Source organism: Streptomyces sp. NPDC001717, assembly GCF_042892775.1.
Classification (GTDB): Bacteria; Actinomycetota; Actinomycetes; order Streptomycetales; family Streptomycetaceae; genus Streptomyces.
Window position 1 is genome coordinate 158545 of sequence record NZ_JBIAUK010000002.1, and the last position, 18835, is coordinate 177379.

Here is an 18835-nt window from a genome sequence, read left to right on the forward strand (position 1 = left end):
CGGGTGCTCGGGGTGACCTTGGGCCTTTACCGTCCGGGTCAGAACGATCCAGGGATGCCGCCTTCGGTGGTCACCACGCGTCGGGTCGGCAGACAACCGTTGCCACGGCCCGCTCCGCGGCTGAGGCCCCGGGACTGCACCCCGGAGCAGACCTGCTCCGTTCGACAGCCATGGCACGCCGCCGGAGAATCGGATGTGTGAGGAGGGGCCATGGGAATCCGCATAGCCACTTTCAACTGTGAAAACCTTTTCCGGAGGCCCACCGTCTTCGGTATCAGAAACGGCCCTGTACGCGATGCCGTACTAGAAGACTTCAGGAAACTTGTCGAAATCCTCGATCACGACACGTACACAGCCAACGACAAGACAAAAATCATCGAGCTCCTCAAGAAGCACAGCGTCGACGTCTCCCAGGAAGTCTCCACCCAGACGATCCTGGTGAACGAGCCACGCGGACGGGCCCGGCTGCTCAAGGGCGAAGGCATGAACATCGAGGTCAGGGCCGAGGTCACAGGACGGTCCGCCTGGGTCGGCTGGGCCGAACTGGTCACGGGCGACCTCAGCTGGGACGCCGTCAAGAACACCGCCAGGGTGATCGCCGAGGTGAACGCCGACATACTGCTGACGGTCGAAGTCGAGGACCGGCTCACCCTGCACCGCTTCAACGAACAAGTGCTGGCAGGCCGGTTCGAAGCGGAACCATATCCGTTCAATATGTTGATCGACGGAAACGACGTTCGCGGCATCGACGTGGGGCTGTTCAGCCGGTACCCGATCACCTCCATACGCTCGCACATCTTCGACAAGAAGGATTCTCGGGAAATCTTCAGCCGGGACTGCCCAGAATTCGAGATCGACATCGATGGCGAACCGCTCTGGCTCCTCGGGAACCACTTCAAGAGCAAGCGCGGCGGCGGAGGCGCCGACAAGCGCAAGCTCCAGGGCGAACGCGTCGCCCAGCTCTACCAGGCCGCGCTCCAGCGCTCGGCCCATGTCGTCGTCGCAGGGGACCTCAACGACACCCCGGGCAGCCCGCCGCTCGGCTTCCTCGAGGCCACCAGCCTGAAGGACGCAATGACCCACGACAGTTACCAGGGACCGCCCGGCACCCATGGGAAGTGCACGGACCCCGACGACAAGATCGACTACCTGATGTTCTCGCCGGAGCTGTTCGCCAAGGTGGACAAAGTCGAGGTGGAGCGGCGTGGAATCTTCGAGTTCGGCACGCCCTTCGACACCGTGACCGGACCCGGCGATCAGGCTTCCGACCACGCTGCCATCGTCGCCGAACTCGACCTGTAGAGGCAGCCCGGCGGCATGACGGGGCCTCGGGCGCCAGGACGACGCCCCGCCCACGATCACTCGTTGTCCGTGGCGCTCCAGCTCGCACGCCGAAGCGTCTCGGCGATGTCCGTGGGGTCAGGCGCCGCTTGCGCAGGATGGTCAGGCCACTGCTGGACGATGGCGGTGGCCCACTCGGCCCACTTGGCGACGAGTCGGTAGTAGTCGGTGAGGAAACGGCCGACGAGTACGGTCTGGGCGGCGCGTTCCTGGAACGGGCCTTGGCCGGCGAGGTAGGCCTGCGCGGCGGCCGTGTTGCCGTGGTTGCGCTCTTCGGCCCAGTTCCGGGCGGCGTGGAGGGTGGCCAGGGTGTCGGCGCGGTTTCCGGAGTCGGCGAAGAACACCTTGAGCAGTTGTTCGGACTCGAGCACCGGCCCGGCGCCCGGCTGCTGCAGCCACTCGGCCAGTGCGCGCCGCCCCGCCGCGGTGATGCTGTAGACGGTGCGCGGGCGCCGTCCCACCGCCTCCTTCGACGCCTCGGCCAGGCCGAGGCGGACCAGCTTCTTCGGCTCCTCGTACAGCTTGCTCTGGGCTCGGGGCCAGATGCGGCCCAGGCTGCGGTCCATCTGCCGGGCGAGCTCGTACGTACTCCACGGCCGGACGGAGAGCAGGCCGAGGATCGCGTAGGACGTGGTGGTGAGCGCCGGACCCGTTGACATCGCCACCCCAGGGGTGTAATCCGGTAAATAGTCCCTTTGGGACTATTATGCCCAGTATAGGCGGTGGCAGCCATGATCAGCACTCTTCATGTCGATCCGTCCAACATCGAGCAGGCCCGGGCCTGGGACGGGCAGGAAGGTACGTACTGGGCCGAGCACGCCGATCGGTTCGACCGTGCGGTGCGCGCCTATCGCGCCGGGTTCCTTGCCGCTGCCGAGATATCCGCCGTCGACCGGGTGCTGGACATCGGGTGCGGCACCGGCGAGATCACCCGCGACGCCGCGCGGCGGGCGACCAACGGGCGGGCCCTGGGCGTGGACCTGTCGGGCCCGATGCTGAAGGTGGCGCGGCAGCGAGCAGCAGCCGAAGGGCTGCACAACGCCGACTTCGTACAGGCTGACGCTCAGATCCATGCCTTCCCCGCCTCGGCGTTCGACCTGGCCGTCAGCCGCACCGGGACCATGTTCTTCGCCGACCCGGTCGCCGCCTTCCGCAACATCGGCCGCGCGCTTCGGCCCGGCGGACGTCTCGTACAGCTGGTGTGGCAGCCTCCGACGGGCAATGACTGGTTCCTCTCGTTCACCCGGGCCCTGGCCGCCGGACGCCCCCTGCCCACACCCTCACCCGGCACCCCAGGACCGTTCTCGCTCTCCGACCCGGAGCGGGTCCGGGCCGTCCTCGGCGCCGCCGGATTCACCGACGTCCGGCTGGAACCCCGCAGCGAGGCGATGTGGTTCGGTGAAAACGCCGACGACGCGGAGCGGTTCACCCTCGGCCTGCTCGGTTGGATGCTCGACGGCCTCGACGCCGAAGGACGGCGTCGCGCCGTCGACGATCTGAGAGCCACCCTCACCGCCCATGACACCGGCCAGGGCGTCCTCTACGCCTCGGCGACCTGGACCATCCAGGCAACCCGCCCCTGACAAGCGGCACCGGCAAGGTCGGCCAGGCCCCGCGCCTCGCGCAGCAGCCGGATCGCGTGGCCACGAGGCCGGCGTCGAAGCCGGCCCGCTCGGTGGCGCCCATCGGCTCCAGCCCGTCGGCTTCCGTACCGGTACCTGCCACGGCTCGCGGCGGATTCCGACGCCCGCCCATTGGTGAGCGCCGCCGGGTCCGCCGACATGGCGCTGTGCGAGGACATGCGTGAGGGCGACTTCGACCACCGGCTGACCCGGGTCCTGCTGAAGGGACCGTGCTTCCTCACGCAGACCCTGCTGCCCCTCATGGCGGACGACGGGGTCGTCGTCCGCACGAGCAGCAACCCCGCGACGGCGGCGCGACGGCGGGCACCCCTGAACCCGGGGGTGATGGCCCCAGCCCCTGATGCCGGTACCCGCGTGGCTGGGGGGACGACGTCGGCGGCCGGTCCGAACAGCCTGGTCAGGGCGCGTGGTGCCGCTCATCGGAACCCCGACGGCAGCTGCGACGCCGGCAGACCCCATACTCGGTGATCGCTGCCGGCCCATCGAGCCGGTGGGCTCGGCGGGTTGGAAGGGTTGATGGGGGATATGACAGACGTGAACGATCTGGCCGTGCCGGAAGTGGTGGAGAGCCCCGCTCTCCAGCAGACGCCGACCGGCACTCTCGGGCAGTGGTTGCTGCGCCATCGGGTGCAGCCGGTCGGGCCCGCGGCCGGCGAGGGGCACGGCGAGCCGCACGCCTGGTGGAAGGTGATGTGCCTGACCGGGGTGGACTACTTCTCCAGCCTCGCGTACGTCCCCGCGATCGCCGCGCTCGCGGCCGGCGCGGTATCACCGCTGGCGACGCTGCTGATCGTGGCGTTGACCCTGTTGGGGATGCTGCCGATGTACCGACGCGTCGCCCGCGAGAGTCCGCACGGAGCCGGTTCGGTGGCGATGCTCGAGGACCTGCTGCCGTTCTGGCGGGGCAAGCTGTTCGTCCTGGTCCTGCTCGGTTTCGTGGCAACCTCGTGGATCATCACCATCACCCTGTCCGCGGCGGACGCATCCGTGCACGTGGTGGAGAACCCCTTCTTCCCTCAGGCCCTGCACGGCCACGAGGTCGCCATCACGGTGGCGCTCCTGCTGCTGCTCGGCGGTGTGTTCCTGCTCGGGTTCAGCGAAGCGGTCAGCGTCGCGATCCCTCTGGTCGCCGTCTTCCTGCTGCTCAACGCGGTGACCATCGCTGCCGGCGCCGTCGAGGTCGCCACCTCGCCGGGCGCCTGGTCGGCGTGGACCGACGCGCTCGTGGACGGAGGAAGCGGGTTCGGCGACCTGGCCGGGCCTGCGCTGTTGGCCTTCCCGCTCCTGGTGCTGGGGTTGTCGGGCTTCGAGACCGGGGTGAGCATGATGCCGCTCATCGCCGCGGAGGGAGAGGACGCCGAGCAGCGGCTGCAGTCCCGCATTCGCAACTCCCGGAAGCTGCTGACCACGGCGGCGGCCGTCATGAGCATCTACCTGCTTGCGGCGAGCTTCGTCACCACGGTCCTGATTCCGCACAAGGAATTCGAAGCGGGTGGCGCGGCGAACGGCCGTGCCCTGGCCTACCTGGCCCACGAACAGGTGGGGGAAGCATTCGGCACCGTCTATGACATCAGCACCATTCTGATCCTGTGGTTCGCGGGCGCTTCCGCGATGGCGGGGCTGGTCAACATCGTCCCGCGCTACCTGCCCGACTACGGCATGGCCCCCGAATGGGGCCGCGCCGTTCGCCCGGTCGTGCTGGTGTACACGGCCCTCTGCGTCATCATCACCTTCGCCTTCGACGCCGATGTCAACGCCCAGGCCGGTGCCTACGCCACCGGAATCCTCGCCATGATGGTCTCCGGTGCCTTCGCCGTCACGGTCTCGGCGCTGCGCCGCCGCCAACGCGCGACCACCGCCGGCTTCACCCTGCTCACCGCGGTGCTGCTCTACGCGCTGGTGGCCAACATCATCGACAAGCCGGACGGCATCACCATCTCCGGCCTGTTCATCGCCGGAATCATCGCGGTATCCCTGATCTCCCGGGTTTCCCGCACCACCGAACTGCGCGCCGACCGCATCGTGTTCGACCCGGCAGCCCGGCAGTTCGTCACCGACACCCTCGCCCACGACAACGCGATCAACATCATCGCCAACCGCCGCCAGGCAGGCGACGGCGCCGAGTACGCCTACAAAGAACGCGAACAGCGCCACGACAACCCGGTACCAGGTCGGGCCGATGTGATGTTCGTGGAGATCGACGTCGTCGACCCCTCGGACTTCAGCGAAACCCTCACCGTCCGCGGGGTCGAGGTGGACGGTTACCGGATCCTGCGCGCCGAAGCCCCCGCCGCCCCGAACGCCATCGCCGCGATCCTCCTCGCCCTGCGCGACACCACCGGCGTGCAACCTCACTGCTACTTCGCCTGGGCCGAAGGCAGCCCGCTGACCCACATGTTCCGCTACTTCCTCCTCGGGCGCGGGGACACCGCGCCCGTGACCCGAGAGATCATCCGCAAGAACGAACCCGACCCGGCTCGCCGCCCCGGCATCCACGTCGGAGGCTGACCCCTGCGCCCGCCACGGGAGCCACTGCCCAGGTCTTCGTCGACGGGCAGCCCGTCGGCGTCCTGGAGCGGGAGCTCCACGAGCACGCCCTCGCCTTCACCAGCCGGGCCCCGCCCCGGTCTCGCCGCAGGCCGGGGGATCTGGGGAGCCGACGGCCGAACCCGGCATCATCAGGTGCGGTCTTCCCCGAACACGAGCGTGAGCGTGGGAAGGTGACGCCGCGTTTCGTCAGGGTCTTCGAGGGCCCTGCGGGGTTCAGAGCGTCTGGACGAGGCCGCCGTCGATGACGAAGTCGCTCCCCGTGACGTTGTCCGTCCTGTCGCTGGCGAGCAGCAGAACGAGGTCGGCGATCTCCTGCGGGAGGCTGAACCGGCCGGTCGCGGACTGCGCGGCGGCGATCCGGGCAATGTCCTCAGGGCTTCCACCGGACGCCTTCGCGACCGTCGCAGCGACACCGTCGTCACCCAGCCACAGCGACGTGGACACCGGCCCGGGGCTGACCGTGTTGACCCGCACCCCGCGCGGACCGACCTCCTTGGAAAGGGCCTTGCAGAAGTTGGTGAGCGCCGCCTTGGCTGCGCAGTAGTCGATGACCATCGGATCGGGCAGGAACGCATTGACCGAACTCACCGTGACGATAGTGGCGTTGCCGCGGGCGATCAGGTGGGGCAGGGCAGCCCGGGTCGTGCGCACGGCGGAGAGGAAATTGATCGTCAGCGCGTGGATCCAGTCGTCGTCGGTGACGGATGCGAACCCGGCCGGACGGGGGTGTACTGCGCCGACGTTGTTGACGAGGATGTCCAGTCCGCCGAACCGGGACACCGCTTCCTCGACCGCGGATGCGGAGCCTTCCGCCGTGGTGAGATCGGCCGACACGGGATGTACCTGCGGGGCAAGGTCCGTCAGCGGTCCTGTGATGCCGCGCGCCACCGCGACCACGTTCACGCCCTCGCCGGCGAGTGCCTGCGTCACGGCGAGGCCGATTCCCTTGCCGGCACCGGTGACAACAGCGACCTTGCCCGAGAGACGCAGGTCCATCGCAGACTCCTCAGGTGGAACGATGGGGTGGCCTGTGGTGCAATCGCCCGCCCAGGGAAGGCAACTTGGCCATCAGCTCGACATCGACAGGACCGCGACCCCGTCTCGGCCGCCGCCGGGTCAGGACCGCTCGACGGCTTCCTTGATCCGGCGGCCGAAGTCAGGAGCGTCCTTGCGAGCCGCGCGAAGCGCCGGGCCGAGCAGGATCCGGCCGAGTCCGTGGCCTTGGAGCACGTTGAAGATCCGGACCCTGGTTCGGCCGTCCGGCAGCGGTTCGAGGTCGTAGCCGCCCTCGGCCGTGATGAGGTTCTTGCTCTGCTCACTCCACCGGATCGTGTGAGGCGCTTCCAGGCCGGTGATGCGGAACTCGCGGGAGGTCTTCACCCCGGCGTCCTTCACGGTGCTGCGGAAGACCGTCCCGACGGTGGTCGGGCCGTCGGGGGTCTTCGTGATCTCCAGGACCCGGGGGCTGAACTCGGGGTCGTTGTGGCCGTCGGCGAGATAGGCGAAGACCTCCTCCACCGGGCGGTCGACCTGGACACTCGCCTCGAACTCTCCGGACATGGGGGCTCCTCGCTGTGTGCCCGGCCTACGCTCCACGGCCAGGATCCCAGAGAGTCCCGGCGGCTGCCTCCTGGCCGCGGCGCGGCACGCTTTCACGAGTCAGGATCGGTGTCGGGCCGGCGGACGAGGGTCCGGAGGGTGGGGAAGCCGTCCGGGCGGCCGGAATCCGGTTGGCCTCGGCGGGGCGTTCCTACTGGATCCGACGCCCCGGGCGTCGAGTAGGTGTGAGGTGACCAGACCCGCCAGGGTGCTGCAGAACTCCTTGATCGCCCCGGTCGGCCACGCGAGGACGTCGAGGCCGCCGCCCGTGAACAGGGCCGGCCGGGTGATCGGGGCGCCGTCGAAGGCCGCCAGGTTCGGTCCCGCCGCTACCACGGTCACCACGCCGCCGACCGGATTCAGAGGCACGCGGACCGAGCGGAGCAAGGTGGACTCGCCGCGGCCCGCGGGGCCGGGCGGCGCTCAGGGCCGCCCGGCCACCCGGGACACCCTCGAGCCCCGGGGCGGCCAGAGCGTACGGGGGCTTGAGGTGCTTCTCGGGCAGCGCTGCCCCAGGAACCACCGGCTTCCGTTCTGCTCATCGCCGATGGGATACACCGGGAACGGCAGCCGGACGAAGTTCTCCTCCAGCCACTCGACGTCGGACCCATCGGCGTCCAGGAAGTCGCAGAGCTCTTCATCGGCATGCAGTGATTCGGACAGAACGATCTCAACGAAGCACAGGGAAAGGCGCTCCAGCCGGCCTTCCCATCGCTCTGCGCTCTTGTCCACCAGATCAGTCCGGCTGAACACCGCAGGGTCGTCATCCTGAAGGCTGTCGAGCAGGATGCCCCACGATGCCGCGCCTTGATTCTCATGCCGGAAGATCAGGGCCTTCCCGGCCGCATCCACGCAGAGCTCGGCTGGGCTGATGAGCACGTCGTATCTGCTGGTCAGGTCCTTACTGCGACCGAACAGCAGATATGCCTCGCGCAATGTCGTCGGCAGCAACACCGACGAAGCCACACGCGCACCGGGACACACCCGGATGGGCGGCCGTCGAGGCCGCGGGCGGTGTCGCGTACGTGTCGGGGGCATGCGCGGCACAGAGTGAACGAGCGGCGCGTGCCGCATCGCAGCGAGATGTGAGAGAGGTGGTCGTATGTCCTCTGGCCTCGACGCGGCGGACGTGCTGGTCGTCGGTGCCGGAGTCTCCGGGTTGGCGTGCGCCCGGGACCTGCTGGCGGCCGGCGTGCGCGTACGGGTGCTGGAGGCCGGCGACGCAGTCGGCGGACGGATGCGTTCGGACACGGTCGCGGGCTTCGTCGTGGACCGCGGGTTCCAGGTGTTCAACTCCGCCTACCCCCAGGTCCGGCGCAGGTTCGACCTGAAGGAGCTCCGGCTTCGGCCCTTCACGCCGGGGTTCGACGTGCACACCCCCGCAGGCAGGCTCAGCTTCGTCGATCCCGTCCGCCGTCCGCGCGCGCTGCCCGAGTTGCTCTCAGGTCGCCTCGTGGGCCGTCGCGACCTGGCCGCCCTCGCCCTGCTGTCCACTCGTGACGTGCTGCTAGCCCCGGCGCGGCTCAAGCGACGGCCGGACACCACCGCCCGCACCGCGTTCGCCGACGCCGGGATCTCCGAAGCCTTCGTCGAGCGGTTCTTCCGCCCCTTCGTGGCGGGGGTCTTCCTGGAGGACGAACTGGAGACTTCCGCCCGGGTGTTCCACATGGTGTGGCGGAGCATGCTGCGCGGAACCATTTGCCTGCCTGCCGAGGGCATCGGGGCCGTCCCGCGAGCTCTCGCTGCCGGCCTGCCAGAGGGTGCCGTACGACCGGAGACCCCAGTGGCCGGGCTTACGGCGGACGGTGTGCTCACCACGGAGGGACGGGAGATCCCGGCGCTCGCCGTCGTGGTCGCCACCGGCCCCGGGGCCGTCGCAGAGCTGCTCCCAGAGGTGATCCTGCCCGCCTACCGAACGGTGACGACGTACTACCACGTCGCTCCGCGGTCCCCTTTTGGCGAGCCGACACTGCTCGTGGACACCCGCCGCCGCTTCCTCAATACCTGTGTCCTGAGCGACGTCGTACCCGGCTACGCCCCACCCGGCCACGCCCTCATCGCCACGTCGGTCACCGGCCGGGACCTGCAAGGCCGTGAACACGAGCTGCGAACGGCGCTCGCGGAGGCATACGGCACGGGCACGGACGGCTGGGACCTCCTCACCGTCCGCACCATCGAGGACGCGCTGCCCTCGATGGCTCCGCCGCAGCCGCTGACCCGTACCACGCGGGTGGCGCCGGGCCGTTACGTGTGCGGTGACCACCGGGCCACCGGCTCCACCCAGGGTGCGCTCGCCTCCGGTGCGCGGGCCGCCCGCGAGGTGCTGCACGACCTTCGCCGCCATGGCGTGGCGTGAACGTAGCCACCCAGGCGGTAGGACCGGGCGAACCCCAGGTCGCCGAAGCCGTTGTCGGCCGCGTACGTCTCGGCCTCCGCCTCGGCCAGGGCCATCGCCTCGTCAGTCGATGCGGCCTGCCAGAGCGTGATCCGCTCCTCGTACGTCAAGCCGCTCTCCGTCTTCACCCGGCCGCGAAGAGCGATTCCTGCGGCGACTCACTCCCCCTCTTGGTCCTCGGCGCGTCGGCGCATGACGGTCGCCGACAGCACCCCAGCGCCGGCGGCCGTGGCGGCGAGCAGCGCGAAGCCCCACGTGTAGTCGTCCGTGATGCTCTTGACCAATCCCATCACCAGGGGTGGGAAGAAGCCACCGAGTCCACCGGCTGCGCCGACCACCCCGGTGACCGCCCCCACCTGCTCCGGCGCGACCAAGCGGGCGACGAGCGCGAAGACGGCGCCCGATCCCGCCCCCAGGCCGGCGGCCATCCCGAGGAAGGCGACCGTGCCGACCGGGACGAGGGCGGCCCCGAACGACGCGACGACCGCGCCCGCGCACACCACCGCGTACGCGGCGACGAGCACGGAGACCGGGTGCGTCCGGTCGGAGAGCCACCCGCCGACCGGGCGCGTGGCGACCGCGATCACGACGAATCCCGCGGTGCGCAATGCGGCATCGGAGCGCCCGAGGTCGTAGGCGGTGGTGAGGTAGGTCGGCAGGTAGACGCTGAAGGCGACGAAGCCGCCGAAGGACATGGCGTAGAGGAAGGCCAGGAGCCAGGTGGTGGGCAGCCTCAGCGTGGCCGTGGTCCGTGCGAGCACCGAGCCGGCAGTGACCTCCCGTCCGGGTTTGTCCCGCAGGAGCATGTGGGCCGCCAGCGCGTAGGCGGCCAGAGCGGCGGCGACCACGTCGAAGGGGAAGCTCCGCCCGACCGCGTCGGCCAGCTGGACCGTGGTGAACGACGACAGTGCGGTGCCGACGGTGCCGATGCCGAAGATTCCCAGGGCCAGACCGCGCCGCTCCGGCGGGTACCAGGCGTTCACGAACGGCACACCGATCGCGAAGGTGGTGCCGCCGAGCCCCAGGAAGAAGCCTCCGGCGAGCACTTCCCCGAGCGAGTCGGCCACGTGTCCCACGTAGAGCACGGGCAAGATCGTCAGGGCCGAGACGATCGGGAACATCCGGCGCCCGCCCCAGCGGTCGGTGAGCGCACCGACGGGGATCCGGCCGAGCGAGCCCACGATGACCGGCACGGCCACGACCAGGGACTGCTGGAACGAGCTGAGATCCAGCTCATCGCGGAGCGCCGGTCCCAGAGGCGCCAGGAGAGCCCACGCCCAGAAGCAGAGTGCGAACCCGATCGTCGCCAGGGTCAGCATGCGTCCCGGCTGCCGCGAAGCCCACACGCGGGTCCTGCGCCCGTCGGCGTCGCGCATCATCACCGTCGCTCTTCCTCTCGGCTCTGCTCGCCGTGGCCCGCCTCCTGATCCTGGCAGCTTCAGCGGACCGATCCTGGGGCCGATCCGAATCGGGCACTGGGCTCATGCACCCAGCATGACCCGCCGGGCGCGCCCCGTGATCACGCGACTCACCGTGCGGCCGACCCGTACTGTACGGAGCGCACCTTCGGAGGGCGGTGCCCTCGCCACGAGCAAGGCGAAGGGGAACGGACCGTGTGGTCGCGCCGGCAGGCCGTTCAACGAAGGCGGCGCAGATACGGGTCGTACAGCCGACTGGGGGCGAGGCGCATTCGGACGTCGACGATGTCGATGCCGTCGGGTCGGGCGATCACCGGGTTGAGGTCCGCCTCGACGAGCTGCGGCAGATCGCAGGCCAATCGAGACAGCCGGGCCAGCAGCCGGCTCAGGGCGTCCGTGTCGACCGGCTCGGAGCCTCTATGGCCGAAGAGCAGCGGGGCGCTGTGGGGAGCACGGAGGAGGTCGTGCACGTCCTGGTCGGTCAGCGGCGCGAGCCGAGCGGCGTGGTCGGCGAACAGTTCGGTCGCAGTGCCGCCGAGACCGAACATCACGAGCGGCCCGAAGACCGCGTCCTGCACCACGCCGGCGAAGAGCTCCACTCCGCCTCGCGCCATGGGTTGCACCAGGACGCCGGTCAGTTTCCCGCGGAAGCGCTCAGCCAGATCTTGGTAGGCGGCCGCTACCTGGGCGTCGTCCGTCAGGTCGAGCCGAACGGCGTGCTCCTCGCTCTTGTGCACCAGGCCGGGCCAGTAGGCCTTCAGCACTGCCCCTCCGCCCCTCCTCCGGAGCCGGTTTGCGGCGCGTACGGCCTGGGGCTCGCTCGTCGACCATGCCCATGCGACCTGCGGTATGCCGTAGCAGGTCAGGAGGTGGGCGCACGTGGCCGGGTCCGCCCAGCCACCGTCGGGATGGTCGGCGAGGTAGTGCGCGACGGTTTCCGAGGCGCTTTCGGCATCGAGGCCCTCCAGATCGGCTGCGGTACCTTCCGGTCGGGCGAGCCAGTCCGTGCGGTCGGCGGCGTGAGCCAACGCCTGTACGGCCGACCGCGGGTCGGCGTAGGAGGGGATGGCGACGCCCTGTCCTGCCAGGTATCGGACGGACTCGGTTTGGCCGGGCAGCACGACGGCGACCGGGCACCCGTGCCGTTCCGCCGTGCGGACGACGGAGCGCACGAGGTCGTCGCCGGTCGCCGTGGCGACGGCGGTCGGGACGAGGGACACGATCAGCGCGTCCACCTCGCCACTGCCGATCAGCTCTGCGAGGCAGTCGCGCAGCCTGTCCTCGGATACGGCCGCGGTGGTGTCGACGGGGTTGGTGGCGGCAGCGCCGTCCGGCAGACCTGCCAGCAGCCGCACGGTCAGTGCCGAGGACAGCGCCGGTACGCCCAGTCCGGCCTCGATCGCAGCGTCCGCCGCGAGGACCCCGGTTCCACCGGCGTTGGACACCACGGCGACCCGGCGTCCGGCCGGGAGCGGCTGGGCGTGCAGGAACGCCGCTGTTTCGAGGAGCTCGGCGATGCTCCGGGTGGAGGTGATGCCGGCCTGCCTGAAGAGTGCCTGGCGGGTCATGGTCGGAGTCGCCGCGGCGGCCGTGTGCGAGGCGGCGGCTCGCCGGCCGACTGCCGTACGCCCGGCGTCGACGGTCAGTACGGGGATGCGGCGGGTCACCCTGCGGGCCGTGCGGGAGAAGGCCCGGGCGTTGCCGAACGACTCCAGATGCAGCAACGCCAGATCGCTCCGGCCGTCACTCTCCCACCACTGGAGCATGTCGTTGCCGCTGACGTCGTACTTGTCGCCGAGCGATACGAAGGTCGAGACGCCCACGCCCAGTCGGGACAGCCCGGTCAGCAGGGCGATGCCCACTCCCCCGGATTGGACGGCCACGCCTGCGGTACCCGGGCTGGGGACGTCGGTCGCGAAGGTCGCGTCCAGCCGCACGCCGTCCTCGGTATTGGCCAGGCCGAGGCAGTTGGGTCCGACAAGTCGCATCCCGTACCGGCGGCATGCCGTCACCAAGGCTTGCCCGTGCTCGCCGTCCAGGCCGGCTGACACCACCACAAGGGCCCGCACGCCGCGCTCGCCGCACTCCTCCGCCACGGACGGCACGGCTGGGGCCGGTACGGCCAGCACAGCGAGATCGGGCGCCCGCGGCACGTCGGCCACGGAGCGGTAGGTGGTGACGTCCAGAACGGCGGGTGCCACCGGGTGCACCGCGTACAGCCTGCCTTCGAATCCGCCTCGTAGTAGGTTGCGCAGGATTGCCCGTCCCACGGATCCCGGCTTCCTTCCGGGGCCCACCACCATGACCGACCGTGGCCTGAACAGCGGCTGGAGACTCGCCACATCGGCGGTGCGGCCGCGCGCCTCGACCGCTGACAGATACCTCTCGTCCGCCTCCAGCCGCACCGTGCAGTGCACTTCCGGGCCTTCGAAGCGCTTCGAGACGCTCAACCCCAGGTCGGCGAAGACCTTGAGCACGTCACGGTTCTCCGACAACGCGTCGGCCGCGAACGCCGCGATACCGTCACTCCTCGCCAGCGACGCGGCATGTTCGAGGAGCACCGTACCCATCCCCTTGTGGTGCCACCGGTCCGCGACCGCCAGCGCCAGATCCGCGTGATCGGTGCCCGGCAGTCGCTCGTACTCGACGAGCCCGACAGCCTCCCCTCCCGCCTCGGCGAGCAGGGCCCTGCGCCCCGGGGAGGCGGGACGGCAGACCCTCTGGGCGTACTGCTCCGCCGAGTGCCGGTTCGCCGTGAAGAACCGCAAGCGCAGGTTCTCCGGCGACATCCCACCGTAAAACGCGGCCACCTCTGCCAGATCATCCGCTCGGACCGGCCGGACGGACACGGTCGCCCCGTCGGCGAGAAGCACGTGGACCTCCCGCGGTGCCGTCACCGCCTGAGCCATGACCGACCTCCTCTCGGAGCGTACGGCGGGCTGGAGGAGGAGATCCGCCAGGCCGTCCTGAACGAGCGAAATCCGGCCGGCCGTCGACGAGCATTCATCCGGCTGCGCGAGCCGGCGCCTCGTCCGTTCCACGGGTGATCGCGGGATCGAGAGGCCAGGGCACGAAGGGGACGGATCCCCCGGTTCGCACGGTCTCCACGGCGCACTGGTGCACCGAGCGGGCCGATTCGACCGACGGACAGGTCACGGGACTGCCGACCAGCGTGCACCACTCGGACGCGCCCACGTACTGGACGGCAACGTGCGCCTGCTCCGCGTCCCAGGTGGTGCGGACCGTCAGTTCCCCGGTGAGAGACCCCGCTTCGGCGGTGAGCACCCCGTCGGGGCCGGCGAACACACCTGGAGTGGTCCATGTTGTGGATGGCATGTCAGATCACCTCGGCACGGAAAGGGATGTGGGTTGTCTGCATGTCATGGTCCGCCGCGGGGACAGCTCCGCACAGGGCCATGCGGCCCCTGACGGGGGTCCGCTCGGCCCTCGCAGGCTCCGACGCCCCGGCCTACGGTCGACCCCATGGACCCAGTGGGAAGGAGCCGGTCGATGGACGTGTCCGCATACATGTCGGCCCCCGCCGTGTCCGTCAACGCGAGCACGACGATCGGGGAGGCGGCCCGCTCCATGGACCTGCACGGTGTCGGCTGCGTGGTCGTGACGGAGGGAGAAGTTCTACGCGGCCTCGTCACCGACCGTGACATCGCCGTGCGCGCCGTGGCCGGAGGGTTCGACCGCGATGATCCCGTGGGAGCGGTCATGACCACTCCGGCCGTCACCATCGACGCCTCCCAGGACATCCACGCGGCGTACCGGACGTTCCGCAACAGCGGCGTCCGGCGCCTTCCCGTTCTGGACGGGCGGCGAGTGGTGGGCATGCTGTCCGTGGACGACCTGCTGATGGACGTCTTCCGCAGGGTGGGGGACCTGCTCGGTCCGGTCGCCTGGAGCGTCCTCGACGAGCCCCCCGGCCCCCGGGACGAGATCGGCCCGCGCGCACGGTGATGTCACCGCCATCGAGCAGATCGGGTTCATCGCGGACGTCTCACCACCTCTTTGGTCACCACCCCTTCGGGCCAGGGGCGTTGCTGCGCAGAGTCGCGAGTCGGCGCTTGAACTCCTCGTCGTCTATCTCACCTCTGGCGAATCGTTCTGCCAGGAGGTGCTCGGCCGTCGCGGACGAGACGGCCCCCGGCTCGGAAGCCGATCGGCCGGCTGTGTCCTGCCTGAAGGTCCGGACCATCAGGACGACTGCGGTCAGGATCAGGATCCAGACGATCAGCTGGGTAAAGGACATGGCGAACCACCCCCACGCACCCATGCCGTGGCCGTTCCAGTACATCTCACACCTGCCAGGTCCAGCGGGAGCGGCGGCCGCGATCAGGCCGTCTGCCTCCAGCGTCCCCGTTCCCGGCGATCGGAGCATGGGCCGGTCGGTCCCTGCCGGGGCCCACAGGACCCATGCCCCGGGCAGTCCCGCTCATCGAGACTGGAGACCGACCCGAATCAGGAGGCCGTTCATGAGCACTCCTTCTCCGATCCGCATCAATGCCGCGCTGCCGGTCGACTGCCGTCTTCGCTTGATGGAGCTCGCCCGCGAGGTCAACTTCGACGAGGGGACACGCCTCTTCCACGAGGGGGGTCGTGCGGACCGGTTCTGGATCGTCCGGTCGGGCAGCGTGACGTTGGACGTCCACGTCCCCGGTCGCCGCGCCGCTGTCATCGAGACCCTCGGGGCCGGTGAGCTCGTCGGCTGTTCGTGGCTGTTCAAGCCGTACACGTGGCGCCTGGGCGCAGAGGCGATGACACCGGTCCGTGCCTACGAGTTCGACGCGGTGGGGGTCCGAGCCCTGATGGACGCCGATACCGCGTTCGCCTCGGCGCTCGGCCACTGGGTGGGGCAGGTCCTCGCCCATCGGCTGCAAGCGGCCCGGATCCGCCTGCTCGACCTGTATGCGCCCCACGGCAGCGGCAGTTTCCTCTGACCCCTCAGCCCACCTCCGGTCGACGGAAGGAGGTGGGGGCTGCCACCTCCACACCCATCCCGGGGAGCGCCTCCACACCCATCCCGGGAGCGCGGATTTCCCTTCCGCCGGGGCGCTATCGCTCCGTACGGCGGGGCCTGCCCGACTCCGCATGCAGGTGCCGGACATGGGCGTCCGGACCGGGGAAGAACACGGTGGTGCGACCGGTGTCGGACCAGCGCACGTCGTAGGGCGGAGTGCCGTCCTCGTGGTGGAGGGCGATGACCTCGCCGTCGCGTCCCGGTGTTCCGACGGTGGGACCGCCCACGACGATCTGGTCGCCCACCTCGGCGTGCACACCGGTTCCCGGTACGTTCGTCTTCATGATCATGCCTTTCTGTGGAACGCTCCCCGGAGGATCCGAGCGGCGATGAACGCCCCGAGGCCGGCCGCGGCGGCGAGACCCGTGCCGGACCCGCCCACGGGCTCGGTTTCCAGCACGGACCGGAGCACGGGCACGTGCAGGGCGGCCGTGGCCAGCAGCGCGGATACCGCCACGGAGGCGGGGAGGAAGAGGTTCTGCCCGGTGATCAGCCGGGCTCGCAGGCCGAGGGCCACGCCGAGCTGGGCCGCGAGCAAGGCCAGGAAGAGCACGCTCTGCCAGGGCAGGTCCATGGCACGCGCGGCGATGCCGGCGGCCAGACTCAACGCCGTCACGACTGCGGCGAGCGCCAGGAGCCGTTGCCACACGCCCGCGGCCAGGATGTGCTGTCCGGGCGGGCGCGGTGGACGTCGCATGGCCTGCGGGGTGACCGGTTCGGCGCCCATGGCCACGCCCGTCAGCCCGTGCGTGAGGAGATTGATCCACAGGATCTGTCCCGCCCGCAGGGGCAGGGCCAGGCCGAGCATCGGGCCTGCCAGCATCACCAGGATCTCGGCGGCTCCGCCCGCCATGGCGTAGACGAGGAAGCGCCGGATGTTGTCGTAGACGCGGCGCCCTTCCTCGACGGCCTTGACCACGGTGGACAGCTCGTCATCGGTGAGCACCAGGTCCGCCGCCTGCCGGGCCACCTCGGTTCCGCGGGCGCCCATGGCCACACCGATGTCCGCCTGGTGGAGTGCGGGGCCGTCGTTGACCCCGTCCCCGGTCATGGCCGTCACGGCCCCCCGGGCGCGCCACGCGCGGACGATGTCCAGCTTCTGCTGCGGATCGGTCCGCGCGAAGACGCGGACCGCGGTCAGGTCGGTGTCCGGGGCCGCGGCCAACTCGGGCCCGGTGCGGACCTCACCGGCGGGACCGTCTTGGACGAGGCCGGTACGCACGGCGATGGCGTGGGCCGTGGCCGGATGGTCACCGGTGATCAGAACGGGGGTGATGCCCGCCGTACGGCACGCCTCCAGGGTCGTGACGGCCGATGTCTTGGGAGGGTCGCTGATGGCGACGAGGCCCAGGAGGCCCAGGCCGTGCTCGGCCTCGGGAGCCGGCCGGTCCCATACGAGCCGCTCGGTGCCTGCCACGGCCAGGACCCGGAAGCCTTGCGCGGCCAGGAGGGCGGCCTGACGGTGGGCTTCGTCCAGGAGCTCCTGCGGTGCGGCGAGCACCTCGGCCGTCAGCACCGCCTCCGGCGCGCCCTTGAGGCATACCAGGACGTTGCCGTCGGGGAGGTGGTGCAGTGTGGTCATACGCTTGCGGAGGCTGTCGAAGGGGGCCTCCGCGAACCGGGGACACGCTCGGTGCAGGGCGGCCTGGTCCGGGCAGCCTGCTCTGGCGGCTGCCGCCAGAAGCGCGGCCTCCATCGGATCGCCGACGGCCGTCCAGGTGTCCGAGCCCTTTCCGGGTGGCCGCAGGCCCGCGTCGTTGCACAGGGCCGCCGTCGTGAGCAGCTCCTGCACTGGCCGCAACCGCTCCGCCGCCAGGGGCTTCCCTTCTCGGGTCACGGTTCCCCACGGCTCGTAACCACTGCCGGTCACGTCTGCGGTGCCCGAGGGCGTCCACACGTGCTGGACGGCCATGCGCCCCTCGGTCAGGGTGCCCGTCTTGTCCGTGGCCAGCACGCTGACGGAGCCGAGGGTTTCCACGGCCGGCAGGCGACGGACCAGCGCGTTGCGGGCCGCCATCCGGCGCGCTCCGAGCGCGAGAGCGAGGGTGACCACGGCGGGGAGGGACTCCGGCACGGCGGCCACGGCCAGGCTGATCGCGGTCACGGCCATCGTGCTCAACGGAAGGCCCCGTGCCAGGCCCAGGGCGAAGAACAGCAAGCACAGGGCGATGGTCACGGCCGCGAGGACCCGGCCCAGCGAGGCGAGGCGGCGCTGGAGGGGGGTGAGGTCACGGCCCGTGTCGAGGAGTGCCGCGATGCGCCCGAGGGCGCTCGCCGAGCCGGTGGCCGTGGCTGTTGCCGTACCTCGGCCACGCACGACGACGGTGCCCGCGCCGACCGTCTCGTCCGACGTCTTGTCCACGGGCACGGATTCGCCCGTGAGCATGGATTCGTCCACCAGGAGCGCGGACGCCTCGGTCAGGTCGGCGTCCGCGGCGACGATGTCCCCCTCCCCCAGCAGCAGGGTGTCGCCCGGCACCACGAGGCGTGCCGGCACCTCCTGCGGGGTGCCGTCGCGCAGCACCCTCGCATGGGGGGCGGAGAGGGCGGACAGGGCGGCGACGGCGTGGTCCGCCCGGACCTCCTGTGCCACTCCCACGGTCGTGTTGAAGACGACCACCAGGCCGATGACGACGGCGTCCGGATGGTCCCCGATCGCCAGGGTCAGCAGCATGGCCCCGAGGAGCACCGTGATCAGCGGGTCGCGCAGCTGGGCCAGGACCCGTCGGTGCAGCGGTGTGGGGCTCGGTGGCGCCACCTCGTTGCTGCCGTACCGGGCCAGTCGGCGCTCGGCTTCGGCCTGGGTGAGCCCGGGTCCCGCCGGGGAGCCGACGGGCCGTGCGGCGGCCGTACGGACGGTCAT

Annotated in this window: 16 protein-coding genes; 6 read left to right on the plus strand and 10 right to left on the minus strand. The window is 70.4% G+C overall.

Features of this window, described 5'->3' with window-relative positions:
• The first annotated feature begins 210 nt into the window (after positions 1-210).
• Positions 211-1302 carry an endonuclease/exonuclease/phosphatase family protein gene (locus ACFYZL_RS05280; RefSeq protein WP_384742666.1) on the plus strand — a complete coding sequence of 364 codons (1092 nt, stop codon included), beginning with the start codon at positions 211-213 and terminating at the stop codon, positions 1300-1302.
• A 56-nt stretch (positions 1303-1358) separates the two neighbouring features.
• Here the strand turns inward: ACFYZL_RS05280 and ACFYZL_RS05285 are convergent, their stop codons facing one another.
• Entirely contained in the window at positions 1359-2000 is a 642-nt protein-coding gene (locus ACFYZL_RS05285) for a PadR family transcriptional regulator (RefSeq protein WP_384742759.1), read from the minus strand.
• 72 nt (positions 2001-2072) lie between these two features.
• Between ACFYZL_RS05285 and ACFYZL_RS05290 the strand changes: the two genes are divergently transcribed.
• Both ACFYZL_RS05290 and ACFYZL_RS05295 read left to right on the plus strand, forming a co-directional pair.
• A complete protein-coding gene (locus ACFYZL_RS05290) occupies positions 2073-2924 on the plus strand; it encodes a class I SAM-dependent methyltransferase (RefSeq protein WP_384742664.1) in 852 nt (283 codons plus the stop codon).
• A gap of 585 nt (positions 2925-3509) precedes the next feature.
• The gene (locus tag ACFYZL_RS05295; RefSeq protein ID WP_388676204.1) at positions 3510-5492 is read left to right on the plus strand and encodes an amino acid transporter; all 1983 of its coding nucleotides are present in this window, start codon (positions 3510-3512) and stop codon (positions 5490-5492) included.
• A gap of 255 nt (positions 5493-5747) precedes the next feature.
• Here ACFYZL_RS05295 and ACFYZL_RS05300 read toward each other — a convergent pair whose 3' ends face one another.
• The 3 genes from ACFYZL_RS05300 to ACFYZL_RS05310 form a co-directional block, all read right to left on the minus strand.
• A complete protein-coding gene (locus ACFYZL_RS05300; protein WP_388676207.1) occupies positions 5748-6530 on the minus strand; it encodes an oxidoreductase in 783 nt (260 codons plus the stop codon).
• A gap of 120 nt (positions 6531-6650) precedes the next feature.
• Positions 6651-7094 carry an SRPBCC family protein gene (locus ACFYZL_RS05305; RefSeq protein WP_384742655.1) on the minus strand — a complete coding sequence of 148 codons (444 nt, stop codon included), beginning with the start codon at positions 7092-7094 and terminating at the stop codon, positions 6651-6653.
• A 462-nt stretch (positions 7095-7556) separates the two neighbouring features.
• Positions 7557-8099, minus strand: a complete 543-nt coding sequence (locus ACFYZL_RS05310; RefSeq protein ID WP_388676210.1) for a hypothetical protein — start codon at positions 8097-8099, stop codon at positions 7557-7559.
• 136 nt (positions 8100-8235) lie between these two features.
• On the opposite strand from ACFYZL_RS05310, the gene ACFYZL_RS05315 reads away from it, so the two are divergent.
• Positions 8236-9489, plus strand: a complete 1254-nt coding sequence (locus ACFYZL_RS05315; protein ID WP_388676213.1) for an NAD(P)/FAD-dependent oxidoreductase — start codon at positions 8236-8238, stop codon at positions 9487-9489.
• A 197-nt stretch (positions 9490-9686) separates the two neighbouring features.
• On the opposite strand, the gene ACFYZL_RS05320 is transcribed toward ACFYZL_RS05315, so the two are convergent.
• The 3 genes from ACFYZL_RS05320 to ACFYZL_RS05330 all read right to left on the minus strand — a co-directional run bounded on the left by ACFYZL_RS05320 (position 9687) and on the right by ACFYZL_RS05330 (position 14282).
• Entirely contained in the window at positions 9687-10907 is a 1221-nt protein-coding gene (locus ACFYZL_RS05320) for an MFS transporter (RefSeq protein ID WP_388676923.1), read from the minus strand.
• A 257-nt stretch (positions 10908-11164) separates the two neighbouring features.
• A complete protein-coding gene (locus ACFYZL_RS05325) occupies positions 11165-13855 on the minus strand; it encodes a GNAT family N-acetyltransferase (RefSeq protein ID WP_388676216.1) in 2691 nt (896 codons plus the stop codon).
• 94 nt (positions 13856-13949) lie between these two features.
• A complete protein-coding gene (locus ACFYZL_RS05330) occupies positions 13950-14282 on the minus strand; it encodes a hypothetical protein (RefSeq protein ID WP_384742643.1) in 333 nt (110 codons plus the stop codon).
• A 174-nt stretch (positions 14283-14456) separates the two neighbouring features.
• On the opposite strand from ACFYZL_RS05330, the gene ACFYZL_RS05335 reads away from it, so the two are divergent.
• Complete coding sequence (locus ACFYZL_RS05335) at positions 14457-14912, plus strand: CBS domain-containing protein (RefSeq protein ID WP_388676220.1); 456 nt, start codon at positions 14457-14459, stop codon at positions 14910-14912.
• A gap of 55 nt (positions 14913-14967) precedes the next feature.
• Here ACFYZL_RS05335 and ACFYZL_RS05340 read toward each other — a convergent pair whose 3' ends face one another.
• Positions 14968-15204, minus strand: coding sequence for an SHOCT domain-containing protein (locus ACFYZL_RS05340; protein ID WP_384742637.1), 237 nt, complete (start codon positions 15202-15204; stop codon positions 14968-14970).
• Positions 15205-15427: 223 nt separating this feature from the next.
• On the opposite strand from ACFYZL_RS05340, the gene ACFYZL_RS05345 reads away from it, so the two are divergent.
• Positions 15428-15892 carry a cyclic nucleotide-binding domain-containing protein gene (locus ACFYZL_RS05345; protein WP_384742634.1) on the plus strand — a complete coding sequence of 155 codons (465 nt, stop codon included), beginning with the start codon at positions 15428-15430 and terminating at the stop codon, positions 15890-15892.
• 115 nt (positions 15893-16007) lie between these two features.
• On the opposite strand, the gene ACFYZL_RS05350 is transcribed toward ACFYZL_RS05345, so the two are convergent.
• Together ACFYZL_RS05350 and ACFYZL_RS05355 are read right to left on the minus strand one after the other, a co-directional pair.
• Positions 16008-16256: a DUF1918 domain-containing protein gene (locus ACFYZL_RS05350; protein ID WP_388676225.1), complete on the minus strand. Its 249-nt coding sequence runs from the start codon at positions 16254-16256 to the stop codon at positions 16008-16010.
• Positions 16257-16258: 2 nt separating this feature from the next.
• Positions 16259-18835: a cation-translocating P-type ATPase gene (locus tag ACFYZL_RS05355; RefSeq protein WP_388676228.1), complete on the minus strand. Its 2577-nt coding sequence runs from the start codon at positions 18833-18835 to the stop codon at positions 16259-16261.

Coding starts and splice junctions, on each gene's coding strand:
- ACFYZL_RS05280 (WP_384742666.1), top strand. CDS start 211: ATGGGAATCCGCATAGCCACTTTCAACTGTGAAAACCTTTTCCGGAGG.
- ACFYZL_RS05285 (WP_384742759.1), bottom strand. CDS start 2,000: ATGTCAACGGGTCCGGCGCTCACCACCACGTCCTACGCGATCCTCGGC.
- ACFYZL_RS05290 (WP_384742664.1), top strand. CDS start 2,073: ATGATCAGCACTCTTCATGTCGATCCGTCCAACATCGAGCAGGCCCGG.
- ACFYZL_RS05295 (WP_388676204.1), top strand. CDS start 3,510: ATGACAGACGTGAACGATCTGGCCGTGCCGGAAGTGGTGGAGAGCCCC.
- ACFYZL_RS05300 (WP_388676207.1), bottom strand. CDS start 6,530: ATGGACCTGCGTCTCTCGGGCAAGGTCGCTGTTGTCACCGGTGCCGGC.
- ACFYZL_RS05305 (WP_384742655.1), bottom strand. CDS start 7,094: ATGTCCGGAGAGTTCGAGGCGAGTGTCCAGGTCGACCGCCCGGTGGAG.
- ACFYZL_RS05315 (WP_388676213.1), top strand. CDS start 8,236: ATGTCCTCTGGCCTCGACGCGGCGGACGTGCTGGTCGTCGGTGCCGGA.
- ACFYZL_RS05320 (WP_388676923.1), bottom strand. CDS start 10,907: ATGATGCGCGACGCCGACGGGCGCAGGACCCGCGTGTGGGCTTCGCGG.
- ACFYZL_RS05325 (WP_388676216.1), bottom strand. CDS start 13,855: ATGGCTCAGGCGGTGACGGCACCGCGGGAGGTCCACGTGCTTCTCGCC.
- ACFYZL_RS05330 (WP_384742643.1), bottom strand. CDS start 14,282: ATGCCATCCACAACATGGACCACTCCAGGTGTGTTCGCCGGCCCCGAC.
- ACFYZL_RS05335 (WP_388676220.1), top strand. CDS start 14,457: ATGGACGTGTCCGCATACATGTCGGCCCCCGCCGTGTCCGTCAACGCG.
- ACFYZL_RS05340 (WP_384742637.1), bottom strand. CDS start 15,204: ATGTCCTTTACCCAGCTGATCGTCTGGATCCTGATCCTGACCGCAGTC.
- ACFYZL_RS05345 (WP_384742634.1), top strand. CDS start 15,428: ATGAGCACTCCTTCTCCGATCCGCATCAATGCCGCGCTGCCGGTCGAC.
- ACFYZL_RS05350 (WP_388676225.1), bottom strand. CDS start 16,256: ATGAAGACGAACGTACCGGGAACCGGTGTGCACGCCGAGGTGGGCGAC.
- ACFYZL_RS05355 (WP_388676228.1), bottom strand. CDS start 18,835: ATGACCGTCCGTACGGCCGCCGCACGGCCCGTCGGCTCCCCGGCGGGA.